The sequence below is a fragment of the Pseudomonas sp. EA_65y_Pfl2_P74 genome (genome assembly GCF_963970575.1).
Taxonomy (GTDB): domain Bacteria; phylum Pseudomonadota; class Gammaproteobacteria; order Pseudomonadales; family Pseudomonadaceae; genus Aquipseudomonas; species Aquipseudomonas baetica_A.
This window is the reverse complement of record NZ_CAXAOQ010000018.1, coordinates 43216-61085: the sequence shown is the minus strand read 5'-3', so window position 1 is coordinate 61085 and position 17870 is coordinate 43216. Positions and strand designations below refer to the sequence as shown.

At 59.8% G+C, this 17870-nt stretch carries 14 protein-coding genes and 1 pseudogene; all 15 read left to right on the top strand.

Annotated elements, in window-relative coordinates:
• Nucleotides 1-355: 355 nt before the first annotated feature.
• The 15 genes and pseudogenes from glnE (at nt 356) to AACY18_RS15990 (ending at nt 17863) form a co-directional block, all read left to right on the top strand.
• A complete protein-coding gene (gene glnE, locus AACY18_RS16060) occupies nt 356-3295 on the top strand; it encodes a bifunctional [glutamate--ammonia ligase]-adenylyl-L-tyrosine phosphorylase/[glutamate--ammonia-ligase] adenylyltransferase (protein WP_339465367.1) in 2940 nt (979 codons plus the stop codon).
• A gap of 243 nt (nt 3296-3538) precedes the next feature.
• A complete protein-coding gene (gene waaF, locus AACY18_RS16055; protein ID WP_339432269.1) occupies nt 3539-4573 on the top strand; it encodes a lipopolysaccharide heptosyltransferase II in 1035 nt (344 codons plus the stop codon).
• Nucleotide 4574: 1 nt separating this feature from the next.
• Nucleotides 4575-5636 carry a lipopolysaccharide heptosyltransferase I gene (gene waaC, locus AACY18_RS16050; RefSeq protein WP_221731249.1) on the top strand — a complete coding sequence of 354 codons (1062 nt, stop codon included), beginning with the start codon at nt 4575-4577 and terminating at the stop codon, nt 5634-5636.
• Nucleotides 5636-6757 (top strand): glycosyltransferase family 4 protein, encoded by a 1122-nt coding sequence (locus tag AACY18_RS16045; protein WP_339465365.1) that lies wholly within the window; start codon nt 5636-5638, stop codon nt 6755-6757. The genes waaC and AACY18_RS16045 overlap by 1 nt, the downstream gene beginning before the upstream one ends.
• Entirely contained in the window at nt 6758-7564 is an 807-nt protein-coding gene (gene rfaP / locus AACY18_RS16040; protein WP_339432271.1) for a lipopolysaccharide core heptose(I) kinase RfaP, read from the top strand.
• A complete protein-coding gene (locus AACY18_RS16035) occupies nt 7564-8298 on the top strand; it encodes a lipopolysaccharide kinase InaA family protein (RefSeq protein WP_339432272.1) in 735 nt (244 codons plus the stop codon). Before rfaP ends, AACY18_RS16035 begins: the two co-directional genes overlap by 1 nt.
• Nucleotides 8295-9047, top strand: coding sequence for a lipopolysaccharide kinase InaA family protein (locus AACY18_RS16030; RefSeq protein ID WP_339465363.1), 753 nt, complete (start codon nt 8295-8297; stop codon nt 9045-9047). Before AACY18_RS16035 ends, AACY18_RS16030 begins: the two co-directional genes overlap by 4 nt.
• A complete protein-coding gene (locus AACY18_RS16025; RefSeq protein ID WP_339465362.1) occupies nt 9047-10498 on the top strand; it encodes a lipopolysaccharide kinase InaA family protein in 1452 nt (483 codons plus the stop codon). Before AACY18_RS16030 ends, AACY18_RS16025 begins: the two co-directional genes overlap by 1 nt.
• A gap of 119 nt (nt 10499-10617) precedes the next feature.
• Nucleotides 10618-10953: a YceK/YidQ family lipoprotein gene (locus AACY18_RS16020; RefSeq protein ID WP_339432275.1), complete on the top strand. Its 336-nt coding sequence runs from the start codon at nt 10618-10620 to the stop codon at nt 10951-10953.
• A gap of 172 nt (nt 10954-11125) precedes the next feature.
• Complete coding sequence (locus tag AACY18_RS16015; protein WP_339432276.1) at nt 11126-12883, top strand: carbamoyltransferase family protein; 1758 nt, start codon at nt 11126-11128, stop codon at nt 12881-12883.
• A complete protein-coding gene (locus AACY18_RS16010) occupies nt 12867-13997 on the top strand; it encodes a glycosyltransferase (protein WP_339465360.1) in 1131 nt (376 codons plus the stop codon). The genes AACY18_RS16015 and AACY18_RS16010 overlap by 17 nt, the downstream gene beginning before the upstream one ends.
• Nucleotides 13997-14893 (top strand): antimicrobial resistance protein Mig-14, encoded by an 897-nt coding sequence (locus AACY18_RS16005; protein ID WP_339432278.1) that lies wholly within the window; start codon nt 13997-13999, stop codon nt 14891-14893. Before AACY18_RS16010 ends, AACY18_RS16005 begins: the two co-directional genes overlap by 1 nt.
• Before the next feature lie 8 nt (nt 14894-14901).
• The gene (locus AACY18_RS16000) at nt 14902-16332 is read left to right on the top strand and encodes a PIG-L deacetylase family protein (protein WP_339432279.1); all 1431 of its coding nucleotides are present in this window, start codon (nt 14902-14904) and stop codon (nt 16330-16332) included.
• A gap of 26 nt (nt 16333-16358) precedes the next feature.
• Nucleotides 16359-16722 (top strand): annotated as a pseudogene (locus tag AACY18_RS15995) (DUF6625 family protein); the annotation flags it as partial.
• On the top strand, nt 16706-17863 hold the full coding sequence (locus AACY18_RS15990) for a glycosyltransferase family 4 protein (RefSeq protein WP_339465359.1): 1158 nt from the start codon (nt 16706-16708) through the stop codon (nt 17861-17863). The pseudogene AACY18_RS15995 and the gene AACY18_RS15990, both read left to right, overlap by 17 nt.
• Nucleotides 17864-17870: the final 7 nt, after the last annotated feature.

Sequence of the window (17870 nt, the reverse complement as noted above, 5' to 3'; positions counted from 1 at the left end):
AATCGGTTGCCTGAGTTTGCGACTGGCCTTGTGGGCAGACGATTTAAAATTCTTGGATTGCCGACAGGTTGTTCCGGCGGCGTGTAGTTTTACTACAAATCTTCCGGCATTTCAGCCTTTCGGATGTATAGACGAGTAGTAAAACTACAGATGAAAGGCTTGTGGCCTCTGACTGCGTTGTGAGAATAATCGTTAAGGTTGGTCGATTACCATCCAGAAAAGGTGAAAGTTTGATGTTGGCTGCCAAAGAAAAAGAAATATCAGCTATTTCTAACTTTTGTTCGACAGTCCTTCGCGTAGCGGGTTTTCATCATTCACTACAAGCGGCCATTTCCACGCCGATCAAGGATAGACCATGACCCTGCCCGTGCTTGCCGAACTGCCCGCCATTCTCCTGCCGTTGGTCAGCCGATCCGAGCAGTCGTTCCGTACGGCCGTCGCTTCGCTGGAAGACGATCACGGCTTCTCGACCTGGACGCCGGAGCGCTGGGCGCAATTCGCCCGCGTCACCGCGGCCAGCGAGTTCGTCATTGAACAGAGCGTTCGTGACCCTTTGATGTTGCTGTCGCTGGTGCAATCCGGCGAACTCGAGCGCTCCTATGCCCCCGGTGAACTGTGTGCGCAGATTGCCACTGCCGTAAATGCTGCGCAGACCGAAGATGAACTCGGGCGCGTATTGCGCCGTCAGCGTGCGCGCCATCAGGTGCGGATCATCTGGCGTGACCTGACCCGGCAGGCCAGCCTGGTGCAGACCTGTCGCGACCTCTCGGACATGGCCGACGCCAGCATCGACCAAGCTTATCAATGGCTGTACAGCCGCCATTGCCAGCAATTTGGCACGCCGACCGGGCGTCGCAGCGGCGAGCCGCAGCAAATGGTCATCCTCGGCATGGGCAAGCTCGGCGCGGTCGAGCTTAACCTGTCCTCGGACATCGACCTGATCTTCGCCTACCCCGAGGGCGGCGAAACCGTCGGCGTGAAGCGCGCGCTGGATAACCAGGAATTTTTCATCCGCCTCGGTCAGCGTCTGATCAAGGCCCTCGATCCGATGACCGTCGATGGCTTCGTGTTCCGTGTCGACATGCGCCTGCGCCCTTACGGTTCGTCCGGCGCGCTGGTGCTGAGCTTCAATGCACTGGAGCAGTATTACCAGGATCAGGGCCGCGACTGGGAACGCTACGCGATGATCAAGGCGCGGGTGGTGGCCGGTGATCAAGTGGCCGGTGAGCAGTTGCTCGACATGCTGCGGCCGTTCGTTTACCGGCGTTATCTGGACTTCTCGGCGATCGAAGCACTGCGCACCATGAAGCAGTTGATTCAGCAGGAAGTGCGGCGCAAAGGCATGGCCGACAACATCAAACTGGGCTCGGGTGGCATCCGCGAGGTCGAGTTCATCGCCCAGGCCTTTCAACTGATTCACGGTGGCCGCGATCTGAGTCTGCAACAGCGTCCTCTATTAAAGGTGCTGAGCACGCTGGAAGGGCAGGGGTACTTGCCGCCAGCGGTGATCAGCGAGTTGCGCGAAGGTTACGAATTCTTGCGTTACACCGAGCACGCGATTCAGGCGATTGCCGACCGCCAGACCCAGATGCTGCCGGACGGCGCTCAGGATCAGGCGCGAATTGCTTTCATGCTCGGGTTTGCTGACTGGGCGTCTTTCCACGAAAAACTGATGTTCTGGCGCGGCCGCGTGGCCTGGCACTTTGCGCAGGTGATCGCCGATCCCGATGAGGAAGAGGGCGCCGAAAGCGAAGTGGTGGTGGGCGGTGAATGGCTGCCGCTGTGGGAAGAGGCGCAGGACGAAGAGGCGGCGTGCCGTCAGTTGCAAGAGGGTGGGTTTGGCGATGCGAGCAAAGCGCTGAAGGCACTGGCGAGTCTGCGCGGCAGTCCGCAATTGCGCGCGATGCAGCGATTGGGGCGTGAGCGTCTCGATGCGTTTATCCCGCGTTTGCTCGCCCAAGCGGTCGAGCATGACAACCCGGATCTGGTGCTTGAACGTGTGCTGCCACTGGTGGAAGCGGTTGCCCGGCGTTCGGCTTATTTAGTGTTGCTGACCGAAAACCCTGGTGCGCTGCGCCGTTTGCTGACGCTGTGTGCGGCGAGCCCGTGGATTGCCGAGCAGATCACCCGCTTCCCGCTGCTGCTCGACGAGTTGCTCAACGAAGGTCGACTGTTCAAGCCGCCGCTGGCACCGGAATTGGCCGCTGAGTTGCGCGAGCGTCTGACGCGCATTCCCGAAGACGACCTAGAGCAACAAATGGAAGCCCTGCGCCACTTCAAACTGGCGCACCGCTTGCGCGTCGCGGCTTCGGAAATCGCCGGCAGTTTGCCGCTGATGAAAGTCAGCGATTACCTGACCTGGTTGGCCGAGGCCATTCTCGAACAAGTGCTGGCCCTGGCCTGGCGTCAAACGATCGCCAAATACGGCACGCCGCTGCGCACCGACGGCACCTTGTGTGATCCCGGCTTCATCATTGTCGGTTATGGCAAAGTCGGCGGTCTGGAGTTGGGGCATGGTTCCGATCTGGATCTGGTGTTCATCCATGACGGCGATCCGCAGGCGGAAACCGATGGCCCGAAACCGATCGATGGGGCGCAGTTCTTCACCCGGCTCGGCCAGCGGATCATTCACTTGCTGACGGCGCAGACCAACTCCGGCCAGCTCTATGAAGTGGATATGCGTCTGCGTCCGTCCGGTGCGTCCGGGCTGTTGGTCAGTTCGCTCGGCGCGTTTGCCCGCTATCAGGAAAATGAAGCATGGACGTGGGAGCATCAGGCTTTGGTGCGCGCTCGGGTGTTGGTCGGCAGCCAGGATGTCGGTCAGGCCTTCGAGAAAGTCCGCGCTCAAGTGTTGGGCAAAGCGCGGGATCTGGCGAAGCTGCAACAGGAAGTCAGCGAAATGCGTGCGAAGATGCGCGACAACCTCGGCAGCAAGAGCACTGCGGCCGGTACAGCGGCAAATGCCTTCGAGGCCACGGCGCCGTTCGACCTCAAGCAGGACGCCGGAGGTATCGTCGATATTGAATTTATGGTGCAATACGCGGCCCTGGCGTGGTCGCAAAGCCATCCGCCATTGCTGCGCTGGACCGATAACATCCGCATTCTGGAAGAGCTGGAGCACGAAGGGCTGATGCCTGCCGAAGAGGCCAGCCTGTTGCGTGAGGCGTATAAAGCCTACCGCTCCGCCGCCCACCGGCTGGCGTTGCAGAAGGATGCCGGGGTGATCCCGGGTGACCAGTTTGCCGATGAGCGTCGGCAGGTAGTGCGGATCTGGCGCGAGTTGGGGCTAAGCTGAAGTGCGCCAATGAAGGTAATGAGATTCAGAAGTGGGAGCGAGCCCGCTCCCACAGTGATCTGCGGTGAGTCGCAGATATGTGAACAGATGCAAAACCCTGTAGGAGCGAGCCTGCTCGCGATCGTGGAGTGACACTCGACAGTCATGTTGAAGGTAATGACCCATCGCAAGCAGCCTGTGTTCCCACCGTGATTATCGAGGCGGGGAGGCGTAATGCCTCCCCGGTTCGTTTTTGGAAACCACATGAATATTCTGATCGTTGGGCCCAGTTGGGTCGGTGACATGGTGATGGCGCAGACCCTGTTTCAGTGTCTCAAGCAACGCCACCCGCAATGCGAAATCGACGTACTGGCCCCAGAGTGGAGCCGGCCGATCCTTGAGCGCATGCCGCAAGTGCGCAAGGCCTTGAGCTTTCCGCTCGGCCACGGCGCGCTGGAGTTGGCGACGCGTCGGCGCATCGGCAAATCCCTGGCCGGTCAGTACGATCAGGCGATCCTGTTGCCCAACTCGCTGAAGTCGGCGCTGGTGCCGTTTTTTGCCGGCATCAAGACACGCACCGGTTGGCGCGGCGAGTTCCGCTACGGCCTGCTCAACGACGTGCGCACTCTCGACAAAGAGCGTTATCCGCTGATGATCGAGCGCTTCATGGCTCTGGCCTATGACGCGAACGCCGAGCTGCCAAAACCTTATCCGCGTCCGAGCCTGCAAATCGATCCGGTGAGCCGCGAAGCGGCACTGGCCAAATTTGGCCTGACCCTCGATCGCCCGGTGTTGGCCTTGTGCCCCGGTGCCGAGTTCGGCGAGTCCAAACGCTGGCCGTCGGAGCATTACGCCAAGGTCGCCGAAGCGCGTATTCGTGAGGGCTGGCAGGTGTGGCTGTTCGGTTCGAAGAACGATCATGCGGTGGGCGAAGACATTCGCGCGCGGCTGATTCCCGGTTTGCGTGAAGAGTCGGTGAACCTCAGTGGCGACACGTCCTTGGCCGAGGCTATCGATTTGATGTCCTGCGCCGATTCGGTGGTGTCCAACGACTCCGGCCTGATGCACGTCGCCGCCGCGCTGAACCGGCCATTGGTGGCGGTCTACGGTTCGACTTCGCCAGGCTTTACCCCGCCGCTGGCCGAGCATGTCGAAATCGTCCGTCTGGGCCTTGAATGCAGTCCGTGCTTCGACCGTACTTGCCGGTTTGGCCATTACAACTGCCTGCGCCAATTAATGCCGGACGCGGTCAACGATGCCTTGCAGAAGCTGCACGGCTCTGTGGTCGAGGTTCATTAAGTTGCGGGTATTGCTGATCAAGACTTCTTCGCTGGGCGACGTGATTCACGCGTTGCCAGCGCTGACCGACGCGGCTCGGGCCATTCCCGGGATCAAGTTCGACTGGGTGGTGGAAGAAGGCTTCGCCGAGATTCCGACCTGGCACCCGGCCGTCGGCAAGGTGATTCCGGTGGCGATCCGCCGCTGGCGCAAAAACCTCTGGCAGACCCTCAAGAGCGGCGAGTGGAAACGCTTCAAGCAAAGCGTGCGCGCGAGCAAGTACGACTTGGTGATCGACGCCCAGGGCCTGCTGAAAAGCGCCTGGCTGACCCGCTACGTCAAGGCCCCTGTGGCCGGTCTCGATAAAGGTTCAGCGCGTGAGCCGATCGCGGCGCGTTTTTATGATCGAAAGCTCGCCGTGGCGCGGGGGCAGCACGCCGTTGAGCGGGTGCGGCAGTTGTTTGCCATCGCCCTCGGTTATGACCTGCCCAAGGGGCTGGGCGATTACGGCCTGAGTGTCGAGCGACTGGTGGAGTTGCCGCGCAAGAGTGCTTTCGTGGTGTTCCTCCATGGCACGACGTGGGATACCAAACACTGGCCGGAAGCCTATTGGCGTGAGCTGACCGAACGTGTCGGTTACCTCGGCGTCGGCGTGAAGCTGCCGTGGGGCAATCCGCTGGAGAAGGCCCGTGCCGAGCGCATCGCGGCGGGCTTCAAACACGCCGAAGTCTTGCCGAAGCTGAACCTGGCCGGTGTCGGCAAAGTGTTGGCCGGCGCCCAAGCCTGCGTGGCAGTGGACACCGGGCTCGGCCATTTGGCCGCGGCGCTGGATGTTCCAACGATTTCGCTGTTCGGCCCGACCAATCCGGGCCTGACTGGCGCCTACGGCAAAGTGCAGATTCACTTGGCCAGCGACTTTTCGTGCGCGCCGTGCCTGCAAAAGAAATGTACCTACCAACCGACTGCGCAGGATGCCCGTCAGTTTGACCTGAAACGCGAGCAGCCTCTGTGCTTCACGCGTGTGAATCCCGAGCGTGTCGCCAGCCGACTGAGCACGTTGTTAATGGCTGAGGAGCTGCGCTGATGCAATTGGCATTTGTCCTGTACAAATATTTTCCGTTCGGTGGCTTGCAGCGCGACTTCATGCGCATCGCCCTCGAATGCCAGCAGCGCGGCCACCAGATTCGCGTCTACACCCTGATCTGGGAAGGCGATGTACCGCCCGGTTTCGAAGTGCTGGTGGCGCCGGTCAAGGCGTTCTTCAACCATCGGCGCAACGAAAAGCTCACCGCGTGGATGGAGGCCGATCTGGCCAGGCGGCCGGTGGATCGCCTGATCGGCTTCAACAAAATGCCGGGTCTGGACGTTTACTACGCCGCTGACGGCTGTTTCGAAGACAAGGCGCAGAACCTGCGCAACTCGTTGTATCGCCGCTGGGGCCGCTATCGCCACTTCGCCGAGTACGAGCGTGCGGTGTTCGCCAAGGACGCGAAGACGCAAGTGCTGATGATTTCCGAAGTCCAGCAACCGCTGTTCATCAAGCATTACGACACGCCGATCGAACGCTTCCATCTGCTGCCGCCGGGTATTGCCCAGGATCGTCGGCGCCCGGCGGATGCCGGTGAGATTCGCGCCGGGTTCCGCGCTGAATTCAACCTCAAGGACGACGATCTGCTGCTGGTGCAGATCGGCTCCGGGTTCAAGACCAAGGGCGTGGATCGCAGCCTCAAGGCGCTGGCCGCGTTGCCCGCTGAGCTGAAGAAGCGCACCCGGCTGTTTGTAATCGGCCAGGATGACCCCAAATTGTTCCAGATGCAGAGTGCAACTTTGGGCCTGGGCGACAACGTGACGTTTCTCAAGGGCCGCAGCGATATCCCGCGGTTTCTGCTTGGCGCCGATCTGTTGATCCATCCGGCGTACAACGAAAATACCGGCACAGTGCTGCTTGAAGCGCTCGTCGCCGGTTTGCCGGTGCTGGTCAGCGCGGTCTGCGGTTACGCCCATTACATCGCTGAGGCGGATGCCGGGCGGGTGCTGGGCGAGCCGTTCGATCAGGCGCAACTGACCCGGTATTTGACAGACATGTTGACCGATGACTCTGCGCGCGCGGCCTGGAGCCGCAACGGTGTGGCCTTCGCCGAGACGGCTGACCTCTACAGCATGCCGCAGCACGCGGCCGATGTGATTCTGGCGGAGCACGCTTAAATGAAGTTGATGCTGGCTGAACCGTTCAAGAGCCTCTGGGCTGGACGCGACCCGTTCACTGAAGTCGAAGGCTTGCAGGGCGAGGTTTACCGCGAGCTCGAAGCGCGCCGGACATTACGCACGGAAGTCGACGGCAACGGATTTTTCGTCAAGATCCACCGCGGCATCGGCTGGGGCGAGATCTTCAAGAACCTGCTGACTGCCAAGCTGCCGGTGCTCGGCGCGGGTCAGGAGTGGAAGGCCATCCAGCGTTTGCAGGAAGTCGGTGTGCCAACCATGACCGCCGTTGCCTACGGCGAGAAGGGCAGCAACCCGGCCGATCAGCATTCGTTTATCGTCACCGAAGAGCTGGCGCCGACTATCAGTCTGGAAGACTTCAGCATCGACTGGGTCAAGCAGCCACCGCAGCCGAAACTCAAGCAGGCGCTGATCGCCGAGGTGGCGCGGATGACCGGCATGATGCACCGCGCCGGCGTCAATCACCGCGACTGCTACATCTGCCACTTCCTGTTGCACACCGACAAACCGGTGACGGCCGAGGACTTCAAGCTCTCGGTGATCGACCTGCACCGGGCCCAGACCCGCGCGGTCATCACCCAGCGCTGGCGCAACAAGGACCTGGCGGCGCTGTACTTTTCCGCGCTGGACATCGGCCTGACTCGCCGCGACAAACTGCGCTTCCTCAAAGGCTACTTCCAGCAACCGCTGCGCCAGATTCTGGCTGAAGAAGCGCCGTTGCTGAGCTGGCTGGAAGGCAAGGCCAACAAACTCTACGAGCGTAAGCAGCGTTACGGGGATGCGCTCTGATGGCGGGTTGGACTCTTGAACCGCAATACAGTGATCTCGCCGAAGATTTCGGCAGCCTCCAAGCTGTCTTTGCCCTGCAAGGCGAGCGTCTGACCCGCGACCCGCTGTCCGAGGTCATTCGCGTACAGCGCAATGGCGTCAACTATTACGTCAAGCGCTACGTCGGCGCCGGTAAAGGCTTGCGCCGTTATCTTGGCAAGCCGCGGGTGAAGATGGAGTGGCAGAATCTCAAGCGTTTCGCCAAGTGGGACATTCCCACTGCCGAAGTGGTGGCTTGGGGGCTGGAGCGCCGTGGCGCGGCGTACGATCGAGGGGCGATGATCACTCGCGAGCTGCCCAACACTGAAGACCTCTCGGCACTCGCCGAGCGCAAGGACCCGAAACTCAAGGATCGTGCCTGGGTCGATGGTGTCAGCCGGCAGTTGGCCGCTTATACCCGCACGATGCACGATCACCGCTTTACCCATAACGATCTGAAATGGCGCAACCTGTTGATTGATGACCAGGCGCGGATATTTCTGATCGATTGCCCCAATGGCGAGTTCTGGCGCGGCTTCTGGCTCAAATATCGGATCACCAAGGATCTGGCCTGTCTCGACAAACTCGCCAAATATCACCTGTCCAATACCCAACGCCTGCGCTTCTATAAGCAATATCGCCAGTGCGACCGGCTGAATGCGGCCGATAAGAAACGGATTCGGCACGTGGTGAGATTTTTCGAGGGACGTGAATGACTGATTTTCTGGCCGAAGAAGACCGCGCGCTGCTTGAACGCCATGGTCTGGGCACTTTTGACGCTCTGTGGGCCAAGCAACTGGAAGCGGTGGATGAGCCGAATACGGCCCGTGGCGGCTGGAGCAGCGTCTTCCGTATGGACCTGGAAGGGCAGGGTTACTACCTCAAGCGCCAGAGCAATTATCTGACGCGCACCCTGCATGCGCCCTTCGGCGAGCCAAGCTTTGCCCGCGAGTTCCGTAATATCAGCCGATATCGCAAACTGGGCATTCCTGCGTTGCAGGCGGCTTTTTTCGGTGAGCGCAAAGTCGATGGCGAAGTCCGGGCGATCCTGTTGACGCGCGCGCTGGACGGCTGGAACGATCTGGAATCGCTGCTCGCGAGCTGGGCAGATCTTAGCGCCGCTCAGCACTCGGCCATCCTCAAGGCCTGTGGGCTGCTGGCTCGGCATCTGCACGGCGTACGACAGGTGCATGGCTGCTTCTACCCCAAACACATTTTTCTGCGGGCCACCGGTGACGGGTATCAGGCGCAACTGATCGACCTGGAGAAAACCCGGCCGTTGTTGTTCGGCATGCGTGACCGGATCAAGGATCTGGAGCCCCTGCAACGTCGCGCTACGGCGTGGGGCGAGCCGCAACTGCGTGAATTGCTGGCGGCATATCTCGATCAACCGACCACCAGTGCGCTGCTCGATCATTGGCTCGTTCGCCTGACCGCGCGCCGCAGCCACAAGGAGACTCGCTGATGCAATTGTCCGAGCTGGCCGCTGCCGGACGAACCCCGCAACTGCCACTGACGGTGGCCCTGGCCGATGCGGCCGGTGTTGCGGATTTGCAGTTGCTGAGTCTGCTGCGGGTCTTGCCGGGGCAGCGCTACGTCGGCGCGGGTGTCTGGCGCGGCCGGCCAGTGCTGGCCAAATTGCTGGTCGGCAGCAAGGCATCCCGGCATTTTCAGCGTGAACTGGACGGCGTGCGCTTGCTGGCCGCGCAAGGCATGACCACGCCGTTGCTGTTGGCCGATGGCCTGAAGGACGGTGAGGGGGGCTGGCTGCTGTTCGAATTCCTTGAAGGCGCCGAAAGCCTCGGCGATGCCTGGGCGAAAGTCGAGTCGCTGCCGGTGCTGGCGGATGAACAGTCTGCGGTGTTGGCCGAGGCGCTTGGCACCATTGGCGAGCTGCACGGCAAGGGGCTCTGGCAGGAAGATTTGCATCTGGACAATCTGCTGCGTCACGGCGGTCAGTTGTACTTGATCGACGGTGCCGGGATTTGTGTGGAAACCGCCGGTCAGCCGTTGTCGCGACAAAAGGTTCTGGAAAATCTCGGAGTGTTTTTCGCCCAGTTGCCCAAGGCGCTGGAACCGTTTACCGAAGAACTGTTGGTGTATTACTTGCTGAGCAACAGCGAGCACGCGCTGCCGCTGGAAGCCTTGCAGAAACAGATCGACAAGGTGCGCCGCTGGCGTCTGAAGGATTACCTGATCAAGGTCGGTCGCGAATGCACGCTGTTCAGCGTCCGGCGTGGCGCGTTCGGCTTGCGCGCCATTCGTCGCGAGGAAGAGGCTGCGATGGTGCCGGTGCTTGAGAGCGCCGATGCGTTGCTTGATAAGGGCCATCTCTACAAGACTGGCGGCGCCGCGAGCGTCGGCAAGGTCGAAGTTGGCGCCCGCACGCTGGTGATCAAACGCTACAACATCAAGGGATTTGCCCATTGGCTCAAGCGGTTCTGGCGCCCGAGTCGTGCCTGGCATTCGTGGCGTGAAGGCAATCGCCTGGCGTTTCTCGGTATTGCCACGCCCAAACCGCTGGCGGTGCTGGAGAAGCGCTTTTTGTGGTTACGCAGTCGCGCCTATCTGGTGACCGAGTTCCTGCCCGGGCCGGACATCATCGAGCGCTTTGCGCCTTACGTTGAAAGCGGTGAAGCGCCGGAAGCGGAGTTGCAGGCGCTGGATCAGTTGTTCGCCAGATTGATTGACGAGCGGATCAGCCATGGCGACTTCAAGGGACACAATCTGTTCTGGCAGGATGATCGCTGGGCGCTGATCGATCTGGACTCGATGTGCCAGCATGGATCTGTCGGCAGTTTCGCGCCGGCCTATGCTCGTGACCGTGCGCGATTCATGCGCAACTGGCCCGAAAGCAGCGCGCTGTATCAGATTATTGATCTGCGGTTGCCGAAAGATATTTCCAGCGTGCCCTGAGACAAACCAGCAGTAGAGGACAAGATTCAGCGACTTGTCCTACAGCTTCTCCAGAAGCCATGAACTGTGCCCTGTTCAGTCCAGATGCTAATTTGCCCAACGACCTTGGAGGGCGAATTTTGACCATTAAACAGGCTGCAACGCTGGGTGTGTTTTCATGGATTCTGGCTGGCTGTGGCAGCGCCATGACTGTCCTGCAGGATGATGCCGACGTCGCGCGGGACATGCGCAAGCAAAAAACCTACTGCCAGTCCATTCCACGCATTTACAGTGGGTTGGCCTATGATTTTTGCGTGTTGAACGCACCGCCTGATCCAGGCGGCTATCTTGTCCCGTTCGTGTTGCTGGACTTGCCCTTGTCCGGGGTGTTCGACACCGTTGCGCTGCCTTATACGATTTATCGTCAGGCCACTGAAGGCAATATCGGTATCTACTGGCGCAAGGGCGGTTATTGAGTCTTCAGGCAAGGTTTATCCAAACCATTCGCTGCGGGTCAATTCGCACAGGGTAATTCCCGTCATGTTTACGCTATAATCCCGCCCTTTAGCTGTCTCTCGCCCGGAGTGAGGACACATACATCTTCAAGGCGCATCGCGCCTGAACGCAGACTAAAGAGGCTAGACCCCTGTGGCATTGACGATTCTTGGCCTGTCCGGCGCCCTTAGCCATGACCCTTCAGCAGCCTTGTACATCGACGGCAAGCTGGTGGCGGCGGCTGAAGAAGAGCGCTTCGTACGCGATAAGCATGCAAAGAACCGCATGCCCTACGAATCGGCGAAGTTCTGTCTTGAGCAGGCCGGTATCAAGCCGTCCGACGTTGACGTAGTTGCGATCCCGTTCGCTCCGATCAGCCTGTTCGGCAAGGCGCGCTGGCACTACGCCAAGCGTTACTGGTACGCGCCGGATCGCGCCCTGGATGCGATTCTGATGGGCAACCGCCGCTACAAGCGCTACCGCAACAAGATTGTCTGGTGCCTGGAGCAATTGGGTTTTGATCCGAAAAAGATCAAGATCGAACCAGTCGAGCACCACTTGGCTCACGCCTCCAGCGCCTACCACTGCTCCGGTTTCAAAGAAAAAACCGCGATCCTCGGTATCGACGGCAAGGGCGAGTACGCCACGACTTTCTTCGGTTATGGCGAAAACGGCAAGATCCACAAGATCAAGGAATTCTTCGACCCTGACTCCCTCGGCGGCTTGTATGGCGCGATCACCGAGTTCCTCGGTTTCGAGATGCTCGACGGCGAGTTCAAGGTCATGGGCATGGCGCCTTACGGTGACGCCAGCAAATACGATTTCTCGCGCTTGGCTTCGTTCGAAAATGGCGAATTGGTGATCAACACCGACTACGCCAACGTCATCGGCTTGCGTCGCTACAAAGAGAAGGGCAAAGGCTTCTACTTCTCGCCGAAGCTGATCGAATGGCTCGGGCCGAAACGTGAAGGTGACATCGCTGACGAACCTTACATCCACTACGCCGCGAGCATGCAAGCGCTGTTCGAGAAACTGGCGCTGCAAATGATCGACCATTACCTGGGCGATGTGCTCAAGGAAACCGGCAAACTGGCTTTTGCCGGTGGCTGTGCGTTGAACGTCAAGCTGAACCAGAAAATCATTGCTCGTGACGACATCAAGGAGTTGTTCGTACAACCGGCGTCCGGCGATGCCGGCACGGCGGTCGGCGCAGCAGCCTATGTGTCCCATGCCCGTGGCGTTCCGGTCGAGAAGATGGAGCACGTCTACCTCGGCCCGTCTTACAGCAACGAAGACGTGATCGCCGCCTGCGCCCGTCACGAGAGCAAGCCGGTCTGGCGCAAGCTCGACAACATGCCCGAGCAGATCGCCAAAATCATGGTTGACGGCAATCCGGTGGCCTGGTTCCAGGGCCGCATGGAATTCGGTCCGCGTGCGCTGGGTGGCCGTTCGATCATTGGCTGCCCGAGCGTCCCCGGTGTCGCCGACCGCATCAATCATCAGATCAAGTTCCGCGAGCGCTGGAGGCCTTTCTGCCCGTCGATGCTCGACACTGTCGCCCCGCAGATGATCAAGATCGATCACCCGGCGCCGTTCATGACCTTCACCTTTGAAGTGGCTGAAGAGTGGAAGACCCGCGTGCCGGAAGTCGTCCACGAAGATGGCACTTCCCGGGCCCAGGTACTCAAGCGCGAATACAACCCGCGCTACTACGACATGATGAAGGCGCTGGAAAGCCTCACTGGAAATGGCGTATCGCTGAACACCTCGCTCAACCGTCGTGGCGAACCGATGATCTGCTCGCCGACCGACGCGCTGAACATGTTTTTTGGCTCCGATCTGGAATACCTGATCATGGAAGATATTCTGGTAGTCAAAGAAGGCACAAACGCTTATGACACGCTCGGCTGAACGCCATGTGCTGCAGTTCTGTCACGGCTATGACGGGCCGTTCCTCGACTGCGCGCGGCAGTACGCCAGCCTGTTCGCGGGCACAGGCTATCGGGTGACCACGGTCTTTCTGACCGGCGTCGCCGATAGCGAAGTCGCCGCGGCGTGTGCTTCAGATGAAGTGTTGTTCATGGAATACAGTTCCAAGGCTATTCGTGGCCTGAAGCTGGGCGCTATCGGCGATCTGCGAAAGATCGCCGCTTCACGCAACTTCAGTTTCTGTATTGCCCATCGTTTCAAGCCGATTTACATCGCCTTACTGGGTACTTCGCTGCCGGTGATCGGCGTACACCACGCGTTCGACGATTACAAACGCGGCACGCGCAAGCTGTTCGCGCACATTTTTCGTAAGCGCCTGAGTCTGCTCGGGGTGTCTGATGCGGTGCGTGACGATATGCGCCGATATCTGCCGAAGTGGCCAGCGACGCGGATTCAGACGTTGTACAACCGCATCGACGTGGCTGCATTGCAAGCCTCTCAGATGTCAGTCGGCGAGGCTCGGGAGACACTGGGGCTGTCGGCGGACGCGTTTATCGTCGGCAACGTCGGACGGCTTCACCCGGACAAGGATCAGGCCACGCTGTTGCACGGTTTTGCCGCGGCTTTGCCCGGTCTGCCGGACAACAGCCAGTTGGTGATCCTCGGCGAGGGCCGTCTGGAGCAAGATCTCAAGGCACTGGCTCGCGAGCTGGGTGTTGGCGACCGCGTGATGTTTCTCGGTCAAGTGTCGCAAGCGCGCAATTACTTCCGAGCGTTTGACGTATTTGCCCTGAGTTCTGATCACGAGCCGTTTGGTATGGTGCTGCTGGAGGCGATGGCCGCCGGTGTGCCATTGCTGAGCACAGCGTGTGGTGGGGCAAAGGAAGTGGTTGAAGGCGTGGGCATTCTGTTCCCTATGGGCGACGCCCAACACCTTGCACAAGGCCTGCAACATCTGGCGGGAATGAATGATCAACAGCGTCTTCAGTGCGCCGAGCTGATGCTCGACCGTTTACGTGAGCGTTTCTCCGACAGCGCGGTGTACGACACCTTCTGGCGTTTGCCGCAAGTTACCGATCTGGCACCGAGGGGCTGATGCTCAACCGATTTCAAGGCTGGCGCGAACGTGGCTGGTCGCCCGTTGACGCCTCCACCTATGCAACAGCCTGGCAGCGTTTTGGCGGCAGCGTCGCGACTCACCCGCTGGTGGTTGAGCGTCTGGCCGATCTGGCCGGCATCCCGGTGCGCTATCTGGCGTGGGAGCAGGACGGTGACGTCAAAGCCGCGATCCCGACCTGGGGCCGTGATCTGGCCTTATCCAAGGACGTACTCAAACGCAGCGGGAAAAAAGGCTTGTTCGACCTCGGCAACGCTGAGTTGATCTTGCCGGCTGCCGCTGATGCTCAGGCTCCGCTGCGTCATCGCGCACGCTATCTGTCGGCGCTCAACGAAAACCGTTTCAGCGGTATGAAGTTGCAGACCGAACAACTGGCCATGGCCCGTACGCCCGAAGAACTGTCGAAGAAATTTCGCTACAACCAGCGCCGCGAATTGCGTCTGCTGGAAGAGGCGGGCGGGGTGGTGCGTCCGGTCGGCGAGTTTTCCAGTGCCGAGTTGGCGGCGATCTACTGCGATCTGTTTCAGCGTCGCTGGGGCTTTCCGGCCACCGGTGCGGCGCGCATGGCGCAGGTCATCGAGCTGTTGCGCGATCTGTTGATCGGCTCGGTGATCTTCCTCAACGACGCGCCGATTGCGATTCAACTGGTCTATCGCGTTGAAGCGCCGCAATGGATCAGTGTTGAGTACGTCAATGGTGGCGTTGATCCAGAGACCCGTGAATTCAGTCCCGGCAGCGTACTGAGCTTCCTCAATACGCAAAGCGCCTGGGAGCATGCTCGGGCGCTGGACAAGCCGATGCGTTTTTCCTTCGGTCGTGCCGACCGTGAGTATAAGGATCGGTGGTGCAACCCTGTGCCGGTGTTCACCGTATGAGCCAGCTCATGAGCCGTAAACAGCAATTGCTCAAACGCCACCGGCGCAACAAGCGTATCGCTCTGCTGGTGGCGCTGATCGTAATGATCTCAGTCGGCGTGCTGGTTGCTTGGTGGCTGCCATTGTTGCTCGCGGTGCTCGGCTGGATCGCCCATGAGGCCTGGTTTGCCGATCATCTGTTCTATTCGCCGAAAGACGATTACCAGTACAGCTTTCCACCATTCACACCACAACCCAAGGTTCACTTGAACGGCGAACAGTTGCGTTTGGATGACGGCGTGATGCTGGTGGATGATGCCACGTTGATTCTGCAGGTGCGGGTCAAAAGCACTTGGCTGGGACGTTTCCTTGACCCTCGGATCGAGTTGGTCGGTGGCCCTCACCCTGATTCGCAAACCTTCGAGCGTGGCGTCAGCGGCCAGCGTTATCTGAACCTCAGTGGTCATGCACACACCCTTTCGCAGGGGCGGCTGCGCTTGCGGGGGCGTTTCTGCCGGGTGGCCGGCAAGGCGGTCCTGTGGGTGCTGGAGCAACCGGATTATCGTCGTCAGCGCGTGATGGTGATCGCGCCGCATGCGGACGACGCTGAATTGGCGGCCTACGGTTTGTATAGTCAGGCCGACGAAGCCTGGATTGTCACCCTGACGGCTGGTGAGATCGAAGCCGAACATTATCAGCAGATGGGCATGAACAAGGTCGAGGCTGCCAGGCTCAAGGGCCGTCTGCGCGCCTGGGACAGTCTGGCCGTGCCGCGTTGGGCCGGTGTGCCGCAGGAGCACTGCGTGCAGCTCGGCTATTTCTGTCTGCAACTGGCAGCGATGCAAGCCGCGCCGAATCAGTCCGTGGGCTCGCGTGAAGCCGATCTGAATGACACGCGACTGTTTCGTCAGTTGAACCCGTTCACCTTGCCCGGTGATGCCGACGGTGCGCCGACCTGGAACAATCTGCTGGCGGACCTGCGTGAGGTTCTGTTGCGCGCACGCCCGGATGTGATCGTGCTGCCGCACCCGACGCTGGATCCGCATCCCGACCACATCTGCGCCCAGCAAGCCGTGGTTGAAGCCTTGAGCCATCTTGACTGGCAACCGACGCTGCTCGGTTACGCCAACCATCTGCACGACAACGACCGTTGGCCGATGGGCGACACAGGGCAGGGAATTGCGCTGCCGCCGGCCTTCGATCCGGCCGTTCCGATGCAGCCACTGTGTCTGCCTCTGTCCATAGAGCAACAACGCGACAAGGCGATGGCGCTCGGCATGATGCATGACTTGCAACCGCCGGCATCACTCAAGCGTCGCCTGCGACGATTGATTCAGTGGCAGTTGGCCAGTAGAGTGCCGTCGGTCTACGGCGAGAATGAATTTTTCAGGAAAGCGGTCAGGCGTCAGGAGTTGTTCTGGCTTCTCAGGCGTGGTGACACTCCTGTTAAGCCGCGTTAATGACATTCGCAGACTGGACTTGCCATCGCCGTTATTTCTCTGCGCATCGACTGGCTGGCTATGGTCTGTTTTCGATTCATGAGCGTCGGGTGGCGGGGCACTTGTATCTGATGTGCAACACCGCGCTCAAGCGCGAGTGGTTCATAAAGATCAAGGACTGGCGGCAACGGTTTACCGATCAGACACATCATGCGATGGACGAAAGCGCATTCAGCCGCATCGGATGGCGATCGTCCATTATCGTATTCCCATTTCGTTTGCTGAAAACGCAACGAATGGTCTCGATTGTCTCAGCCGAATCAGGCCGAAATCAGGCGCATTGCCGCCGGTCATGCTTGGATTATCAATGCAACGGGTTTCCACGAGGGGTCTTATGAGTCAACGATCTAAGGTCCTGCAACTGCAGCCTGATTACAACATCAAGGCACATGATTTTGCCGATCTCTCCGAGCAGATCGTCAAAGCCCTGCCGACGGATCGCTATGAAGTGACCGCAGCGTTTCTGCGCGGTAAACCCGCACCCGGCGAACCGGTGAGCCGTTCTGATCATTCGGTGTATTTCGAGTTTTCCGACAAGTCGCTTAAAGGTATGCGTCTGCGGGCGATGTGGCAGTTGTACAAGTTCTGCCGCCGTGAAAAGTTCGATGTGGTGATCTGCAATCGCTTCAAACCGGTGAACATGATGCTGACGCTCAATCGTTGGCTGAAGGTGCCGTTGTGCATTGGCATTTCCCACGGTTTCGGCGAATACGACCGCTTTTATCGACGCCGCCAGACCCAGCGCCTGATCGATCGGCACTGGCGGTTCGTCGGTGTCTCACCGGCAGTCAAACAGTACCTGCTCGATTGCGACTGCGGTTTCACCGACCAGAACACTTACGCCATCACCAATGCAATCGACATCGAACAGGCCGAAGGCTTGCAGCATAGCCGCGAGCGAGCGCGCGAACTATTGGGGATCGACCCGAATGTGCGGCTGATCGGCGCGCTGGGGCGGTTGGTATCGGTCAAGGGCCACACTTATCTGTTGCAGGCTTTCGCGGCGTTGAAGGACAAGTATCCGAATACTCAGTTGGCGATCATTGGTGCCGGCCGCCTGCAGGAGCCGTTGACTGCCGAGATCGAGCAACTGGGTCTGTGTGGTCGTGCGCACTTGCTGGGTTTCAAGGAAAACGCCCTGCAATATGTGCGCGCCTTCGATATCTGGACCATGCCATCGTTAGCCGAAGGTCTGGGCCTGGCACTACTCGAAGGCATGAGCGGTCACTTGCCGGTGATTGCTTCGAACGTACCGGCCATGTTGCCGTTGATCGAAGGTGCCGGTGGCCTGGCGACCATGCCCAAGGACGTACCGAGCCTGGTCGCGGCGCTCGATACCTACCTCGCACTGTCGGATGACGAACTCAAGGCCAAGGGCGAGCAGGCCTACCGTTATCTGCAGGAGCAACACGACATTGAGGTGTTCCGTCAGGCGTACCTGGACCTGATCGACTCCGGCCTGGAACAGGCCCGCAAGGAGCAGCAGCCGTGAGCGAAGG

Coding starts and splice junctions, on each gene's coding strand:
- glnE (WP_339465367.1), top strand. CDS start 356: ATGACCCTGCCCGTGCTTGCCGAACTGCCCGCCATTCTCCTGCCGTTG.
- waaF (WP_339432269.1), top strand. CDS start 3,539: ATGAATATTCTGATCGTTGGGCCCAGTTGGGTCGGTGACATGGTGATG.
- AACY18_RS16045 (WP_339465365.1), top strand. CDS start 5,636: ATGCAATTGGCATTTGTCCTGTACAAATATTTTCCGTTCGGTGGCTTG.
- rfaP (WP_339432271.1), top strand. CDS start 6,758: ATGAAGTTGATGCTGGCTGAACCGTTCAAGAGCCTCTGGGCTGGACGC.
- AACY18_RS16035 (WP_339432272.1), top strand. CDS start 7,564: ATGGCGGGTTGGACTCTTGAACCGCAATACAGTGATCTCGCCGAAGAT.
- AACY18_RS16030 (WP_339465363.1), top strand. CDS start 8,295: ATGACTGATTTTCTGGCCGAAGAAGACCGCGCGCTGCTTGAACGCCAT.
- AACY18_RS16025 (WP_339465362.1), top strand. CDS start 9,047: ATGCAATTGTCCGAGCTGGCCGCTGCCGGACGAACCCCGCAACTGCCA.
- AACY18_RS16010 (WP_339465360.1), top strand. CDS start 12,867: ATGACACGCTCGGCTGAACGCCATGTGCTGCAGTTCTGTCACGGCTAT.
- AACY18_RS16005 (WP_339432278.1), top strand. CDS start 13,997: ATGCTCAACCGATTTCAAGGCTGGCGCGAACGTGGCTGGTCGCCCGTT.
- AACY18_RS16000 (WP_339432279.1), top strand. CDS start 14,902: ATGAGCCGTAAACAGCAATTGCTCAAACGCCACCGGCGCAACAAGCGT.
- AACY18_RS15990 (WP_339465359.1), top strand. CDS start 16,706: ATGAGTCAACGATCTAAGGTCCTGCAACTGCAGCCTGATTACAACATC.